Raw genomic sequence first — 15,095 nt, 5'->3', positions numbered from 1 at the left:
AGCGGATAAGGAGAACGCCTCATGTCTGAGTCATCATTGATTCCTCATCAAATTCAGGATCACGTTGCAATGATCACGATCAGCAACCCGCCAGCGAACACCTGGACGGCGGCAAGTCTCAACAACCTAAAAAGCTTAGTCGATGAGCTGAACGCTAACAGAGAGGTCTATGCTTTAGTTATCACCGGGCAAGGAGAGAAGTTTTTTTCTGCTGGTGCAGATTTAAATGTGTTTGCAGGCGGCGATAAAGAGAGTGCTTGTTTGATGTCACGCGCTTTTGGTGAAGCGTTCGAAGCCTTATCACAGTTTCGTGGAGTGTCGATCGCCGCCATCAATGGCTACGCTATGGGAGGAGGCCTAGAAGTCGCGCTAGCTTGTGACATTCGTATTGCTGAGACACACGCTGTGCTCGCCTTGCCTGAAGCGAAAGTGGGATTATTGCCTTGTGCCGGTGGTACTCAAAATCTCACGGCGTTAGTCGGGGAGGGCTGGGCAAAACGAATAATCTTGTGTGGTGAGCAAGTTTCAGCCCAGCAAGCATTGCAAATTAAGCTGGTCGAGGAGGTTGTAGGTAAGGGGCAAGCCTTAGGAGCTGCGAGTAAGCTTGCTCAACAAGTCGCCAATCAGTCGCCTTCATCAGTAGCAGCATGTAAAACGCTTATTCAAAACAACCGAGGTCATTTTGTATCGCACGGTTTAGTCAAAGAGCGGGAGTTATTTATTCAATTGTTCGATACCGAGGATCAAGCAGAGGGCGTGAATGCATTTCTAGAGAAACGTCCACCTCAATGGAAGAATCGTTAGGAGGTTTTATGGCACCAGTCCAGTTCCAGGAAGTTAGCTGTGACAATGGCAATGTGATTGGTATTGCTACACTCAATAATCCGAAAGCACTCAACGCACTGACCTTCGACATGTTAGTGCTGTTGAAGCAGCAGTTAGAGGTGTGGCATGAGGATGACAACGTACTTTGCGTTCTATTGGATGGCTCAGGCGATAAGGCCTTTTGTGCTGGTGGCGATGTACGTGCTCTGCATGACAAGATGAAACAGGGGCCTTTAGACGATGCAAAAGCCTATGGTGAGCAGTTTTTTGCGACCGAATACGAGTGCGATTACCTAATCCACACTTATTGCAAACCCATCATTGCATGGGGAGAAGGTATTGTCATGGGGGGTGGAATGGGGCTGTTTATGGGCGCGAGCCATAAGGTGGTAACGCCAGACTCTCGACTCGCGATGCCAGAGATTAATATTGGTCTCTTTCCCGATGTGGGTGCCACCTATTTTTTAAATCAACTAGAAGACAGTATTGGTCTGTTTCTCGGACTAACTGGCGTTATGATGAATGCCACCGATGCGTTAGATATCCATCTCGCTGACCATCTAAACGCGCCTTCTGATAAACAGAGATTGATAGGCCAACTTCAAAGCGCTGAGTGGGATAGCGTTGAAGACAGCTATGACTACATCACTGAAATCCTTAGCGAGTTATCCGACAAGGCCAATATCGCTAAGCCTGAAGCGCACCTTAAACCACTACTTCCTGATATATCGTTAGCATGTGACTCAGATAACCTCACCGATGTGTACGCCAATATCATGGCGTTACCTTGTCACGAAAAGTGGATGGAGGCTGCTAAGCAAAACCTTATGGACGGTAGCGCTATTACAGCACACATCTGTTTTAGACAAATCAAGAATTACAGTCACTTATCTTTAGCCGACTGCTTCCGACTTGAGCTAATCCTCGGACTTAGAAGTGTTCTTCTCGGTGAGTTTCAGGAAGGCGTGCGCGCTCGTTTAGTTGATAAGGATGGTATGCCGAACTGGAAGTATCAACATGTCAGCTTGGTGGATAGAAGCGTCATTGATGAGCTATTCACCTCATTATGGCGCGATGAAGAGCATCCTCTCGCCAAACTTGGACACTATTGAGTCAACTACGGTGGAATAATTAAGGAGATAATTATGAACGAGCAAGCTAACACCACGATTGCTTTTGTCGGGCTTGGAAACATGGGAAGTCCTATGGCGAGTAACCTGCTTAAAGCTGGGTTTGCCGTTCGTGCTTATGACCGTGTGCCAGCGCTTATTGACGCGTTGAAGAAAGAAGGTGCGGTGGGATGCTCAAGCCTAAGAGATACCGTAGAGAGTGCCAATATCGTCGTAACCATGTTACCTGCGGGTGAGCATGTTAAGGCAGTGATCCTTGGTACCGAATCTGATGAAGGGGTGCTTGAGCTCATCTCCGACGATACGTTCTTGATTGATTGCTCGACGATTGACCCGGATACGGCGAAAGCAGTCGCTAGCGTTGCCTCTGAAAAAGGCATCGAGTTTGTCGATGCGCCTGTTTCTGGCGGTGTTGCAGGTGCCACGGCTGGCACGCTGACCTTTATTGTTGGTGGAACGGACTCTGCTTTTAGTAAGGCGAAAGCCATTTTGTCTCATATTGGGAAAAACGTGTTTCACGCTGGGAAAGCGGGCGACGGTCAAATGGCAAAGATATGCAACAACTTATTATTGGGTTCTGTCATGGCAGCGACATGTGAAGCCCTTAATCTTGGTGTGGATAACGATCTCAATCCTGAGGTGTTATCAAATATTATGCTACAGAGTTCTGGAAGAAACTGGGTTTTAGAACTATATAACCCTTGTCCGGGAGTTTTGGAGCACGCGCCAGCGAGCCACCAATATACTCCCGGTTTTATGTGTAAGTTGATGTCAAAGGATTTGGGGCTTGGGTTAGATGCGGCGAAATTGAGCCAATCTTCAGTGCCCATGGGAGCGTTAGCTCACAGTCTCTACGCACTCCATAACCGAAACGGAAATGCGGAGTTAGATTTCTCAAGTCTTTTTGAGTTTTTTAGCAATAAGCAGTAGAAGGGAGAAGTAAATGGAACTTGAACAGAGCGTTATCGCTATTACTGGTGCAGGACAAGGATTAGGTCAAACTATGGCGACAAGCCTAGCTTCGCAGGGAGCGAGCTTGGCACTGCTCGATGTCAATCAAGACGCCTTAACAGAGACAAAAGAACTCTGCGAGGCATTTGGGGTAAAAGCGCAAACTTATCAAGTCGATGTCACCAATGAGGAACAAGTGGAGCAGGTATTTAGTGACATTGTCACTGAATTTGGTGCTCTTAACGGTCTCGTCAACAATGCCGGAATTCTCCGTGATGGCATGCTCGTTAAAGCAAGAGGGGGCGAAATCACTAAGATGTCTCTGGGTGACTTCAATGCGGTCATTAATGTCAACCTTACGGGCACTTTTCTGTGCGGTCGTGAGGCTGCAGTGAAGATGATTGAGTCAGATTCTCGCGGTGTCATCATCAACATCTCTAGCGTCTCACGAGCGGGTAATATGGGGCAAACCAACTACGCAGCTTCTAAGGCAGCGGTTGCGACCATGTCATCAGTATGGGGTAAAGAGCTGGCTCGTTACGGTATCCGTTCGGTAGCGATTGCACCGGGTGTTGTAGAAACGTCGATGACTGCTTCCATGAAGCCAGAAGCGCGTGAGCGCTTAGAGAATATGGTGCCAGTGCGTCGAATGGCTGACCCGTCAGAAATCGCCCATACCGTTCGTTATATTCTTGAAAACGAGTATGTTAATGGTCGCGTGATTGAGGTAGACGGTGGGCTTGTTATCTAGTTATTTACTTTCAGCGTTATGAGTCTTGTGACCTCTACCTGAAAAGGTAGGGGTCTTTGTTTTTATGATTATAGGTGTGCTGGACTTATATCATCGTCTAAAATTGCTTGCTCAATCACATTAAGTAATACAATAGCATTGTAGTATGTTTGTTATCCATCTGGAGACCCTACAACGATAACAAGGACATCTACAATGAAAAAAATCTTACTTGGATTAGCGGTTGCGAGCCTAATGGCGGGCGCTGCACAAGCATCTACTCAAGTGATTACCTCTTCTTCAAATGAGCTGTTACAAGATCCCCAGTTTACTGAGTTTAGAAGCAACAAAGGTAAGAGTGATTTTTGGCGTAAAGAAGCGGATAACAAGAACGGAAAAGGCGATGTTGGTAGCTCAAAAGACACGGCTTTTGATGATGAAGGCTCAGTGCGCATTCGCTTTAGAAATGCGACGGATGATTTCTCAGCTACTCCGGGTGTGAGTCAAGAAGTCGCGGGTCTGAAACCGAACACTGACTATACGCTTTCGTTCTACTACAACGACAAGAAGGGTGATAACTCACCGAGCCAACTACTTGCTGGTGTACTCGGTGCAAACGGAAAGACACTCAAAGAGAAATCAATTCATGTTACTGATCTTTCTGACAGCCCTAAAGGTGCGGTGAAGAAGTCATTCCGCCAAGCGTCACTTTCGTTTAACTCTGGTGATAATACCAGCGCCGTTATCTACACCAGAATGCGTATCACCGATACGTCTGGCATCAATATGGATGGTGATATCGGTAAGCAGACTGAAGTACGTTTGGATGAGTTTGCTTTGAAAGCTCAATAATGCGCTATTAGTTATATTCCGAAAAGCCTCAGCAACCGTTGAGGCTTTTCTTTTGGATACTACACTCAATGTCTTCAAATAATTCAAGGGCAGCATAATACGCGTCTGCGACAATTGTGCTTTGCCTCAGGTTCTTCCTCTGAACCATATTGGACAATAGATGAAGTATTTGGATTAATCTTATCCTTTTGTCGTAGTCAAACGACCAATCAGGCTCCGTGACTAAGGGCTGTCCCCTGAGTGCTATTTTAAACGGCAGTCTACAGTCGACAAATATTTCGCTATTCACTGTCACTAAACAGGCTAAGATCAATATCTTCTCACTGTTAGGCCTAGCAACATCTGCACCACCAAAATTATGTTTAAGCTTGTTTAGATAGCGTTGAGCTGTTTTTTTGCACAGAGGTTGTGGACACTGAGTTTCAGTCTGGGCATCCTCATAATCCATGCACACAGCAATATCGTTTGTTCTTCGCATAACCACTCCTATATTAGCTAATTCGTGGCTATCTCACTGATCGTTTAATAATGGCAGTAAAACGATTGTCGGACGTATTGGCAGAGACTAGGATCCATCCTTGAGCGTTCATATAGTTCAGAGCGTCCATAGGAGAGTTAAAAGCCAGTGTTTTACCGCTTTCATCTCTCAATAAATCTTTGTTCCTAATCCCTATCTCCAATTCTTGCCCAAAGTCGACTTCAACTTTCCATTGGGTAAGGCTGAGCAATTTCCCTGAGGCGATGACCATCGCATATTGTTCTGTTTGATTGGTTCTAGATGTAGCCTCTGGTGATTTAGCAGCCAATGCTGTAGAGCACAGGGCAAGTGTTAGTAAAGGGGTTAGAAAAACTCTATGGATGGCTTTCATGGCTACCTCCGGTAATCTTTAGCTCAAAGTAAGCACGTTGTGTGTGATTGAGGCTTAGATTACTAGAGGGCATTTCCATTATTCGGAAATGATTGGGGCGCATTATACGAATTATGGATGCGCATTTGGGGTGTTAGCCTTCGCTGTCACCATCGCGTTTTTTCAAAGACGCGTAGAAGTTAGAGAGAAACTCGATGTCCTCTTTCGGGGCCGCTAACATGAGATCGAGGAACTTTAGCGTACTGGCAGAAAGCGGCAACTGACCACCATGTAATCGTTCTAACTGAGTCATCGGAAACAATTGCAGTAAGCTTACGTCGAGCGCTTTTGCAATTCGGAAAAAGTCCAAAATGGTGAAGTGGCTCTTCGCTTCTCGATCCATTTTCTCATAAAGAGAAGAACGACCAATGTCCGCCTTTTTAGCCAGTCCGTTTTTAGAGAGTCCTTCTTGAACCATGAGAGCTTCGATCCGCTCTATGACCATTTTTCGAAATACCGTCTCTTCAACGCCAAAAAACTCGAATCCTTCAGTTTCTATTTCTGCCATAGCGTTTGTCCGTTTTTCTGGAATCAGTCCCTTAATGGTATCTGAATTTCGGAAATTTGAAATGATAATTTAGTAGCCAGACACAGAGACTAGAGCGGTCTCAACTGATTAACCAAATAGATGAGGGTAAACACCATGCTAACGACTAAACGCGCAATCCTTGCTACTGCACTTGCACTATCTGGCGCAGCTCAGGCGATTTCTCTTGAGCCAGCTCCAGGCCTGGATGTAAATCAGCCTTACTATGCTCCGCAAGCATTTGTGCAGCAAGAAAGCCTACCTATTGTGGATATTCGCGGCGTAAAGCCGGCAGACTACGCTGAGCTATTTGAAAAGCAGGTAGGCGAAGAAGTGCGACGTGGTATTGAGGAAGCGCAATACGTCTATAAGCTAGCAGGGATAAATGTGGTCGAGTTCGAGAAAAGCTCGATGAAGGTGCTGGAAAACTCACGAAAGTTAAACCCGGAATATTTTGAAATCGTTGAGGCACTGGCAACAGTAGGTGGCATTTCTTTGGAAACCATGTTCACTCTATCGCAGCTAGATGCAGCATTGGCGTCGGCAGCCCAGTCTGCACTAACTGGATGTACAACAGTAAGTTTTGCTGGTACGGGTGTTGTTGGTCAGGTAAACGATACGCCATCGCTTTCTGGAGGCAACTACTGGGTATTGCAAGCTGATGACTATGTACAAGTGATGGCGTCTGGCTTCTATGGCTCAGGTCAGACGCTGGGTAAAGATATTGGTGTTGTGATTAACTTCCAAGGCACGGATTCCAAAGGTGTTGGGCTAGAAGCAGACAGCGCAATTGAGCTAGGTGCACTTCAAAACTATCTCGTGCGCAATGCTAAGAGTGTTGATGATGCGGAAAAGATCCTCGACCAATACCGCACAGTAGTGGCTTCTCACTTTAACTTTGCTGATAGCACTGGTAACACCGTTGGCGTAGAGATGCTTGATGGTGAGAACTACATAATTAAACGTCCTGCGGGTGTTGGTCATGCTAACCACTCTGAGCGCCCAGGCGTCATGCAAGCTTTCGCAGAATCTGTTGGTTTAGGTGAGAAAAGTAAGCAACGCACGGTTGCTACCGCCTATACAGAGTGGCGAGCAGAATTCGCACAGCAGTTCATCGACAATACGCCGGAGGGCAATGTTGATGCCGCTAAATATGTCCTGAATACTAAACCCATCGCCCAACACGCAGCCTATGGTTCTGATTTTATTACGACATTAACAGCGGTGATGGATACAAAATCAGGATGTATGGAAGTAGCGCCAGGCGTGGGAGAGTGGAATGACTTTCAGAAAGTGTGTCTTGAAAAATAATGGGCATCTTAACGGTTAAGTTAATGAGACTTCGCTACTTGCTGGGGATTTTATTTATTGCTCTCGTAGGATGTGATCATACCCCATTAAAGTATCAGGACAATTATGAACTTTGTCAGTCTCTGGCATATGGCTATAGTGAAGAAGTGGTGCAAGAGTTAGAAAGTCGAGGGCGATCAGCCTCAGATAAAGAATGCGGAGATGCCAAACGTCGAAAGCAAGGTGAGATAGAGCTAAGGCATTTAATCTGGAGTGCTGAGCATACTATTCGGCATGAGAGCTAAGATTAGCCCTCACTAGTTGATAGAAGAAAAGATAATAGGACAAGGACGTTTGCCTTATGTTGACCGCTACATTCCTCTATAGTTCGGTCCTCCGCCACCTTCGGGTGCTGTCCAGTCGATATTCGCTGAAGGGTCTTTAATATCACAGGTTTTACAATGCAAACAGTTAGTTGCGTTTATTTGTAGCTTACGGTTGCCCTCAACATCAACGATTTCATAGACACCAGCAGGGCAGTAGCGTTGACTCGGTTCATTGTAGAGGGGGATATGTGTATCCAGCACCAAAGTAGAATCAGTAAGGTGTAAATGACAGGGTTGGTTTTCTTCATGCTGTGTGCCAGATAAAAACAATGAAGAGGGTCTATCAAAACTCAAAACGCCATCTGGTTTCTGATAATTTATGGGCGTTGTACTGTCTTTCGTTTTGAGTGCCATATGATCCTCAATGTTATCAGTCACTTTCAATGGAATAGGGCTCTTAAAGAGTCTAGACCACCAGTTTTGTTCTATTACATTAAGTAGGCCGCCCAACGGTTCTCCAAACTTGTGCAGGTTAGCGCCAAAGTTTCGAGTCGATGCCAGTTCTTTATATAACCACGAGCTTTCAAACCGACTTTGATAATCGGCTTCCTGATGAACCTGTCCGGCAGACAATTGTTCAAAGACCGCTTCAGCCGCAATCATTCCTGATTTCATCGCTGTATGGGTACCCTTGATTTTCCCCATATTTAATGTGCCAGCATCACAGCCAATCAGTAATCCTCCCGGGAACTGTTGTTTAGGCAATGAACGTATTCCACCTTTGGTAATAGCGCGAGCCCCAAAACACAAGCGTTCTCCACCTTGCAAATATTTGGCTATGGCACGGTGGTGTTTGAAGCGTTGAAACTCCTCAAAGGGATTCAGGTGAGGATTGGCGTAGTTAAGGTCAACGATCAAACCTACCGCAACTTGGTTTGATTCAAGATGGTATAGAAAGCTGCCACCTGTGGTAGCGCTTTCGGATAATGGCCACCCAACTCCGTGTAGCACTTTGCCTTTAGAGTAGTGGGGATGATCGTCAGGGAGTTGCCAAAGTTCTTTAAAGCCGAGAGCATAGTGTTGTGGCTGTTTGTTCTTGTCTAATGAGAACTTGTTGATGAGCGACTTACCTAGATGTCCGCGCGATCCTTCAGCAAACACAGTATACTTGGCTAATAAATTGATACCGAGTTCGAATGTTGGTTTTTTCTCTCCTTGTTTATCGACTCCCATATCCGTGGTTTGCACCCCGATAACGCGTTGCTCAGAGTCATACAACACTTTACTCGCGGCAAAGCCAGGAAAGATCTCAACGCCCAACTGCTCTGCCTGCTGTGCAAGCCAGCTGCAGAGTTTGCCTAGGCTTATCGCGTGATTATCTGATGAGTTTTTTAAAGTACAGGGCACCATTGCGCTAGGAACTTTAAGATGATTTAAATGTGTTGTTAGATAAATAAACTCGTCGTCACTAACAGGATTGGCTATGGGAGCATTCATCTCACGCCAGTCTGGTAGCAGTTCATCTAAAGCTCTGGTTTCGAATAGGGCACCAGAAAGAATATGTGCGCCAACCTCCGACCCTTTCTCAATCACGCACACGGAAAGGGTTTGGTTTTGATCATGAGAAAGCTGAGCTAGCCGAATGGCTGCCGAGAGGCCAGCCGGTCCTGCACCGACAATCACGACATCAAACTCCATTGATTCTCTTTCCATTATGTACACCTTTGTTGCCAAACATCGGATTCAAAACTTCCTACGTATAAATATAATGCAGTTGACGTAAACGTAAACTTTACTAAGCTCAGTTTATGGTCAATCCGAGCCGTTGAACGTCGAATTAGGGAGTGAACATGAAGGTATTAGTGGCGATAAAGCGTGTAATAGACCCTTATGCGAAGATCCGTGTAAAAAGCGATGGAACCGGGGTTGAGACAAGTAATATGAAGATGTCGATGAACCCGTTTTGTGAAATTGCGGTGGAGGAGGCGATTCGATTAAAGGAAGCTGGTGTTGCCAAGGAGGTTATAGTGGTCTCCATTGGTGATACTAGCGTGCAGGAGACGTTGCGCGGCGCGCTGGCACTCGGAGCAGACCGAGCAATCCATATTGAAGCGATACAAGAGCTAGAGCCGTTGTCGGTTGCCAAAGTACTAAAACAAATCATGGAACGAGAAAAGCCTAAATTAGTTTTACTCGGTAAACAGTCCATCGATACCGATAACAATCAAGTCGCTCAGATGTTGTCTGCGATCACTGACCGTCCTCAGGGTACTTTCACATCAAAGCTGGTCGCTTCAGGTACACACGTAACTGTAACCAGGGAAGTGGATGGTGGGTTAGAGACCAATCGCCTAGAAATGCCAGCGATCATCAGTACTGACCTTAGGTTAAATGAGCCTCGTTACGCGTCACTTCCTAATATTATGAAAGCTAAGAAAAAGCCGATGGACCTTATCAAGTTAGAAGACCTCGATGTCGATGTGATTAGCCATCAAACAATACTGAAAGTTACACCGCCAGTTGCTAGAAGCGCAGGGGTGATGGTTGCCACGGTCGATGAGCTGGTGGATAAGCTTAAAAACGACGCCAATGTGCTTTAGGGAGAGTATTATGGATACGCGAGTTTTGGTCATTGCCGAGCATGACAATAACAACATTGCTCCAGATACGCTGAAGGCATTAAATGCCGCATCACAGTTAGGTGGAGCCGTCTCAGTATTGGTCATTGGGCATCAATGTTCGAGTGTTACCGATACACTGAGTGGAGCTGTCGGTGTAACCCAGGTGTATCAAATAGACGATGAAAGATACCAAAATCCACTAGCAGAAACGTTAACACCAGCAGTCTTTGGTTTAGCGAAAGACCATAGCCATGTGTTGGCGGCTGCAACGACCTTCGGTAAAAACTTGCTGCCAAGAGTTGCAGCGTTGTTAGACGTTGGGCAGGTATCGGATGTGATCAGCATTGAGTCTGCAAATACATTCATTCGTCCTATCTATGCAGGTAATGCGCTTGCTAAGGTGCAGTCCAACGATAGTAAAATCGTGTTGACCGTTCGCGGGTCTGCGTTTCAAGCATGTGCGCTGGGTCAAGATTCGGCTCCTGTCGTTAATCTCGATGCGACAGAGACAGCAAATACTATTAGTGAGTTTATTGGTATTGAACAAACGGTGAACGAAAGACCCGATTTGTCGAGTGCAAACGTTGTAATTTCAGGTGGACGAGGCCTAGCGAGTAAAGAGAATTTCGCCTTAGTAGAGAGGCTTGCAGATAAACTTGGCGGTGCTATAGGCGCATCGAGAGCCGCGGTGGACGCCGGGTATGTGTCTAATGATCTACAAGTCGGTCAAACCGGGAAGATAGTAGCCCCAGACCTTTATATCGCCGTTGGAATCTCCGGCGCGATACAGCATATGGCAGGGATGAAAGACTCAAAAGTCATCGTGGCGATAAATAGTGACCCAGATGCGCCAATCTTTGAGGTGGCAGATTATGGTTTGGTCGGAGATTTGTTCGAAATTATGCCTGAACTGATAGATAAAGTTCCTTAAAGCAGTGCGTAGCTGAAGCTCAATGACCGAATACAGGCTAAGGCTACGACCTTAGCCTTCGTCTTTATCGCTTTCCTTCAGAGTCCTCGCCGCGTAGCGCACTGCAAACAAACACATCAACATCATGATAAATGGAATTGAAGCCAAAGACATTTCGACCCATGAGTACTCAGTAAAGAACTTCGATAACAAAAGGTGCGACAGGATATTGAGAAGAGCAATCGCAATTGCGACTACAAGTAGCTTTGATTCTCTATTCAAAACGAACGGCTTCCTACCTATATTAATATTATTGAGTCAGAACTGACGTCCCGACTACTGCAACGGTCGTGACTATATCATAGGGATTACTTTGGTTTCGTGATGATCTAATAACTTTAAGTTATTGATACTTGCTGTAGGCGTCGATGAATTGCAACATATTCAAACCACAAATGGGAACTCAAAGGATACGAAATGTCTGGGATTACTGATTTAGACCAACTACTAGCCTCCATGGAGCCGAGCTTGGTCGATGAAGAGTTTGTCTTTTGCACCTGCAACGGATCGCTAAGTGAATACACTGAACTCGACATTATAGGGTCTTTTAAAGAGCGAGAAGGACTCACCCTGATACTGCCTTTATCGCAGGCTAGGCAAGCAGACCTTGAGTATGAAGGTGTCTTTAGAATGATCACCTTAAATGTCCACTCTAGCCTCGAAGCCGTCGGTTTAACTGCTGCGGTGTCTAACAAGCTTTCCCAACGAGGTATCAGTGCAAATGTCGTCGCTGCCTATTATCACGACCATATCTTTGTGCAATCTACTAAGGCTGATGAAGCACTTTCAGCACTGCTGGAGTTTGCGAACTAACGGCTTAAAAGGGAAGAAATACTATGAAGTATGATGAGTTTAATGACTTTTGCAGTTCATTTACGGCGACATCGCATGTAGTCCAATGGGGAGATGCGCATGTTTGGAAGGTTGGAGGAAAGGTCTTTGCTATCGGAGGGTGGAGCAAAGAAGGCAGTGAAGCGTATATATTCAAAACCTCGGATCTAAATTTCGATTTTCTCAGTGACCATGAGGGCTATCGCCCCGCACCGTATTTCGCTAATCGTGGAATGAAATGGATTCAACAAACCGAGACGCAAGGACATCTCGATGAGGAGTTACGATACTACATCGGTGAATCATATCGTATTGTTGCATTGGGATTGAGCAAACGAAAAAGAGCAGAACTCGGAATCGATGTCTAGTAGTATTCTACCGTCAAAATATACTGTGCAAATAGAGTGATTCACTCAAATCTATTCTTTAATTCTCCTTTCATATCCGGTGTTCCATTGTTGAAATAGTGAAAATTATACTCAAAAAACGTAATTTTGATCACTGTATGTAGTTAAACAAAATGTGACATCTGCAAAGGCGAAAAAATATCGTTTATAAATCAGGTAAATATAATGATAGTTATATTTCCTGAGTTTCTATTCACAGAAATACAATTTAAATACACATTTAGTGATTCTGCTTCAATCGAATTGTGCGTTTATTGTACAGTTTATGATGCTACTCACGTTAGAAAAAATAGACAATTACAGATGTAAATTTAGTGCCTACCTTATTTTTGGTTGTTTATGTTGTTTGAAATTAAATCTATAAATAAGGAATAGAAATGAAACCTAAGTTAAGCTTGGCTGCAGGATTAATTCTTGCGGGACTAGCCTTTCCCTCTATTAGCACCGCGTCAGAGGTACCGAGAACCACATTTGTGCATCTATTTGAATGGCGCTGGAATGATATTGCGACAGAATGTGAGACATTCTTAGGCCCTAAAGGTTTTTCAGCTGTGCAAGTATCTCCACCTCAAAAAAGTGTTGATAATCAGGCTTGGTGGTCTCGTTATCAGCCAGTAAGCTACTCGTTTGAGGGCAGAAGTGGTAGCCGTCAAGACTTTCAAAGTATGGTAGACCGCTGTAAATCGGTTGGGGTTGATATATACGTTGATGCCGTAATTAACCATATGGCAGCATGGGACCGCAATTTCCCAGAGGTCCCGTTTGGTGGTAACGATTTTCACAACTGTACCGACGATATAAATTATGGTGATCGCTGGTCCATACAGAATTGTGACCTCGTGGGTTTAAATGACTTAAAAACGGAATCTGAATATGTCCGCCAGAAAATAGCGGATTATATGAATGATGCGATTAGCATGGGTGTGACTGGATTTAGAATAGATGCAGCGAAACACATGCCAGCAGGCGATATTGCTGCCATTAAAAGTAAGCTCAATGGAAACCCTTATATATTCCAAGAAGTGATTGGAGCGGGCGGTGAACCAGTTCAGCCGGGTGAATACACCTATATTGGTGATGTAACAGAGTTCAATTTTGCAAGAACGCTCGGGCCTAAGTTTAAGCATGGCGGAATTAAAGATCTGCAAGGTATTGGCAGTTGGGGTGGTTGGCTATCGAGTGATCAGGCGGTGACCTTTGTCACTAACCACGATGAAGAGCGACACAATCCAGGGCAAGTATTGAGTCATCAAGATTTTGGTAATTTATACATGCTAGGAAATGTGTTCACGTTAGCCTATCCGTATGGTTATCCCAAAATTATGTCTGGTTACTACTTCAATAATGATTTTGATGCTGGACCACCTTCAGCAGGTGTCCACTCAGGTAATGCTTGTGGATTCGATGGTGGTAACTGGGTATGCGAACACAAATGGCGAGGTGTTGCCAATATGGTCGCGTTCCGAAATCATACCGCTTCAGAGTGGCGTGTCACCAATTGGTGGGATGATGGGTATAACCAAGTTGCCTTTGGACGAGGAGGGTTAGGCTTCGTAGCGATCAACCGCGATGACAATAAATCCATCGACCAAGGGTTTCAAACCGGAATGCCTTCTGGTGAGTATTGTGACGTGATTGCAGGCAACTTTGATTCTGACACAGGCACCTGTGACGGACCTACTATTTCGGTCGATTCGTCTGGTTACGCTCACTTTACGGTTGCCAAGCATGATGCAGCGGCAATTCACGTAGGAGCAAAAGTGTGTGCAGGGTGTACTGAGCCGACGCCAGGACCAACACCAACGCCTGATAGTCCAGTCAATACGACCGCGATTTGTATCGACAATCGTGCGGGACTAAATAATCCGAACTTATATTACTGGAATGCAACGCCGGCAGGCAGCATTGCTAACGCGACGTGGCCAGGTGTCTCAATGACGTCAAATGGAGATTATTTCTGTCACGATCTTGGTGTGGTAGTAGACAGTGTTAATGTGATTTTCTCTGATAATGGTGCAAATCAAACTGAGGACTTGATCGCTAGTTCTGGTCAATGTTTCTCAAATGGCAAATGGGACTCACTAGTAGCTTGTGGTTTCACAGTTAATGGTGACGGTGGTGATAACGGCGGTCCAGATCCCGTAATCGGTAGTAAGGTCTGCTATGACAATGCAGAAAATCATTCAGAGCCAACGCTGTATTACTGGAGTGTGGTTGCAGATCAGTCCGTAGCTAATGCAACCTGGCCTGGAGTGACGTTAAAAGAAGAAAATGGTGTGTACTGCCATGATTTTGGTGTGGGTGTACAAAGCCTCAACGCGATCTTTAGCAATGCTGGTAACAATAAATCAGCAGACTTAAGCACGTCAGCTCCCGAACTTTGCTTCAAGAATGGTCAATGGCAGTCACTGTATAACTGCCAAAGTACAGCTGTTGGCGGAGATGAAACCTGGTATTTCCGCGGCACTTCAAACGCTTGGGGTCTAGCTAAGCTGACCTACGATGCTAACTCTGGTCTCTATACAACACAGCAAAGCTTTAATGGTGAAGAGACGCCTGCACGCTTCAAAATTGATAGTGGCAGCTGGACCGAGGCCTACCCGAGTAGTGACTACCAAGTTGGAGATTACGCGAGCTATAAGATTGACTTCAATAGCGCAACTAAGCAAATCACTATAACCAAGCAATAAGGATTACGAGCATGAGCAAGCTTATTTTGACCATGCTC

At 45.3% G+C, this 15,095-nt stretch carries 15 protein-coding genes; 11 read left to right on the top strand and 4 right to left on the bottom strand.

The features are described 5' to 3' along the window. Positions 1-21: 21 nt before the first annotated feature. The 5 genes from AC6I8U_RS16985 to AC6I8U_RS16965 all read left to right on the top strand — a co-directional run bounded on the left by AC6I8U_RS16985 (position 22) and on the right by AC6I8U_RS16965 (position 4,488). Positions 22-804: an enoyl-CoA hydratase gene (locus AC6I8U_RS16985; RefSeq protein ID WP_498019011.1), complete on the top strand. Its 783-nt coding sequence runs from the start codon at positions 22-24 to the stop codon at positions 802-804. An 8-nt stretch (positions 805-812) separates the two neighbouring features. After that, positions 813-1,937, top strand: a complete 1,125-nt coding sequence (locus AC6I8U_RS16980; RefSeq protein ID WP_498019010.1) for an enoyl-CoA hydratase/isomerase family protein — start codon at positions 813-815, stop codon at positions 1,935-1,937. A gap of 33 nt (positions 1,938-1,970) precedes the next feature. After that, positions 1,971-2,885, top strand: a complete 915-nt coding sequence (gene mmsB, locus AC6I8U_RS16975) for a 3-hydroxyisobutyrate dehydrogenase (RefSeq protein WP_498019009.1) — start codon at positions 1,971-1,973, stop codon at positions 2,883-2,885. Between the two features lie 13 nt (positions 2,886-2,898). Then, positions 2,899-3,657: an SDR family oxidoreductase gene (locus tag AC6I8U_RS16970; protein ID WP_042470355.1), complete on the top strand. Its 759-nt coding sequence runs from the start codon at positions 2,899-2,901 to the stop codon at positions 3,655-3,657. Between the two features lie 195 nt (positions 3,658-3,852). Then, positions 3,853-4,488 (top strand): hypothetical protein, encoded by a 636-nt coding sequence (locus tag AC6I8U_RS16965; RefSeq protein WP_498019008.1) that lies wholly within the window; start codon positions 3,853-3,855, stop codon positions 4,486-4,488. A gap of 506 nt (positions 4,489-4,994) precedes the next feature. Here AC6I8U_RS16965 and AC6I8U_RS16960 read toward each other — a convergent pair. Continuing rightward, on the bottom strand, positions 4,995-5,357 hold the full coding sequence (locus tag AC6I8U_RS16960; RefSeq protein WP_498019007.1) for a hypothetical protein: 363 nt from the start codon (positions 5,355-5,357) through the stop codon (positions 4,995-4,997). A 133-nt stretch (positions 5,358-5,490) separates the two neighbouring features. Next, a complete protein-coding gene (locus AC6I8U_RS16955) occupies positions 5,491-5,904 on the bottom strand; it encodes a helix-turn-helix domain-containing protein (protein ID WP_498019006.1) in 414 nt (137 codons plus the stop codon). 135 nt (positions 5,905-6,039) lie between these two features. On the opposite strand from AC6I8U_RS16955, the gene AC6I8U_RS16950 reads away from it, so the two are divergent. Beyond that, positions 6,040-7,233 carry a C45 family autoproteolytic acyltransferase/hydrolase gene (locus tag AC6I8U_RS16950; RefSeq protein ID WP_498019005.1) on the top strand — a complete coding sequence of 398 codons (1,194 nt, stop codon included), beginning with the start codon at positions 6,040-6,042 and terminating at the stop codon, positions 7,231-7,233. Positions 7,234-7,583: 350 nt separating this feature from the next. On the opposite strand, the gene AC6I8U_RS16945 is transcribed toward AC6I8U_RS16950, so the two are convergent. Next, complete coding sequence (locus tag AC6I8U_RS16945) at positions 7,584-9,251, bottom strand: electron transfer flavoprotein-ubiquinone oxidoreductase (RefSeq protein ID WP_498019004.1); 1,668 nt, start codon at positions 9,249-9,251, stop codon at positions 7,584-7,586. Between the two features lie 137 nt (positions 9,252-9,388). Between AC6I8U_RS16945 and AC6I8U_RS16940 the strand changes: the two genes are divergently transcribed. Further along, on the top strand, positions 9,389-10,138 hold the full coding sequence (locus AC6I8U_RS16940) for an electron transfer flavoprotein subunit beta/FixA family protein (protein ID WP_498019003.1): 750 nt from the start codon (positions 9,389-9,391) through the stop codon (positions 10,136-10,138). A gap of 10 nt (positions 10,139-10,148) precedes the next feature. Then, positions 10,149-11,090, top strand: a complete 942-nt coding sequence (locus AC6I8U_RS16935; RefSeq protein ID WP_498019002.1) for an electron transfer flavoprotein subunit alpha/FixB family protein — start codon at positions 10,149-10,151, stop codon at positions 11,088-11,090. Positions 11,091-11,141: 51 nt separating this feature from the next. On the opposite strand, the gene AC6I8U_RS16930 is transcribed toward AC6I8U_RS16935, so the two are convergent. Beyond that, positions 11,142-11,351 (bottom strand): hypothetical protein, encoded by a 210-nt coding sequence (locus tag AC6I8U_RS16930; protein WP_498019001.1) that lies wholly within the window; start codon positions 11,349-11,351, stop codon positions 11,142-11,144. A 195-nt stretch (positions 11,352-11,546) separates the two neighbouring features. Between AC6I8U_RS16930 and AC6I8U_RS16925 the strand changes: the two genes are divergently transcribed. From AC6I8U_RS16925 to AC6I8U_RS16915, 3 genes are all read left to right on the top strand, one after another. Next, positions 11,547-11,942, top strand: a complete 396-nt coding sequence (locus AC6I8U_RS16925) for an ACT domain-containing protein (protein ID WP_498019000.1) — start codon at positions 11,547-11,549, stop codon at positions 11,940-11,942. 23 nt (positions 11,943-11,965) lie between these two features. After that, the gene (locus tag AC6I8U_RS16920; protein ID WP_498018999.1) at positions 11,966-12,328 is read left to right on the top strand and encodes an MmcQ/YjbR family DNA-binding protein; all 363 of its coding nucleotides are present in this window, start codon (positions 11,966-11,968) and stop codon (positions 12,326-12,328) included. A 416-nt stretch (positions 12,329-12,744) separates the two neighbouring features. Continuing rightward, the gene (locus AC6I8U_RS16915) at positions 12,745-15,057 is read left to right on the top strand and encodes a starch-binding protein (protein WP_498018998.1); all 2,313 of its coding nucleotides are present in this window, start codon (positions 12,745-12,747) and stop codon (positions 15,055-15,057) included. Positions 15,058-15,095: the final 38 nt, after the last annotated feature.

It is taken from the genome of Vibrio sp. KUL80 (assembly GCF_059725495.1).
Note: the sequence above shows the minus strand (reverse complement) of the source record. Positions and strands in the feature narration are given on the sequence as shown.

Coding starts and splice junctions, on each gene's coding strand:
- AC6I8U_RS16985 (WP_498019011.1), top strand. CDS start 22: ATGTCTGAGTCATCATTGATTCCTCATCAAATTCAGGATCACGTTGCA.
- AC6I8U_RS16980 (WP_498019010.1), top strand. CDS start 813: ATGGCACCAGTCCAGTTCCAGGAAGTTAGCTGTGACAATGGCAATGTG.
- mmsB (WP_498019009.1), top strand. CDS start 1,971: ATGAACGAGCAAGCTAACACCACGATTGCTTTTGTCGGGCTTGGAAAC.
- AC6I8U_RS16970 (WP_042470355.1), top strand. CDS start 2,899: ATGGAACTTGAACAGAGCGTTATCGCTATTACTGGTGCAGGACAAGGA.
- AC6I8U_RS16965 (WP_498019008.1), top strand. CDS start 3,853: ATGAAAAAAATCTTACTTGGATTAGCGGTTGCGAGCCTAATGGCGGGC.
- AC6I8U_RS16960 (WP_498019007.1), bottom strand. CDS start 5,357: ATGAAAGCCATCCATAGAGTTTTTCTAACCCCTTTACTAACACTTGCC.
- AC6I8U_RS16955 (WP_498019006.1), bottom strand. CDS start 5,904: ATGGCAGAAATAGAAACTGAAGGATTCGAGTTTTTTGGCGTTGAAGAG.
- AC6I8U_RS16950 (WP_498019005.1), top strand. CDS start 6,040: ATGCTAACGACTAAACGCGCAATCCTTGCTACTGCACTTGCACTATCT.
- AC6I8U_RS16945 (WP_498019004.1), bottom strand. CDS start 9,251: ATGGAAAGAGAATCAATGGAGTTTGATGTCGTGATTGTCGGTGCAGGA.
- AC6I8U_RS16940 (WP_498019003.1), top strand. CDS start 9,389: ATGAAGGTATTAGTGGCGATAAAGCGTGTAATAGACCCTTATGCGAAG.
- AC6I8U_RS16935 (WP_498019002.1), top strand. CDS start 10,149: ATGGATACGCGAGTTTTGGTCATTGCCGAGCATGACAATAACAACATT.
- AC6I8U_RS16925 (WP_498019000.1), top strand. CDS start 11,547: ATGTCTGGGATTACTGATTTAGACCAACTACTAGCCTCCATGGAGCCG.
- AC6I8U_RS16920 (WP_498018999.1), top strand. CDS start 11,966: ATGAAGTATGATGAGTTTAATGACTTTTGCAGTTCATTTACGGCGACA.
- AC6I8U_RS16915 (WP_498018998.1), top strand. CDS start 12,745: ATGAAACCTAAGTTAAGCTTGGCTGCAGGATTAATTCTTGCGGGACTA.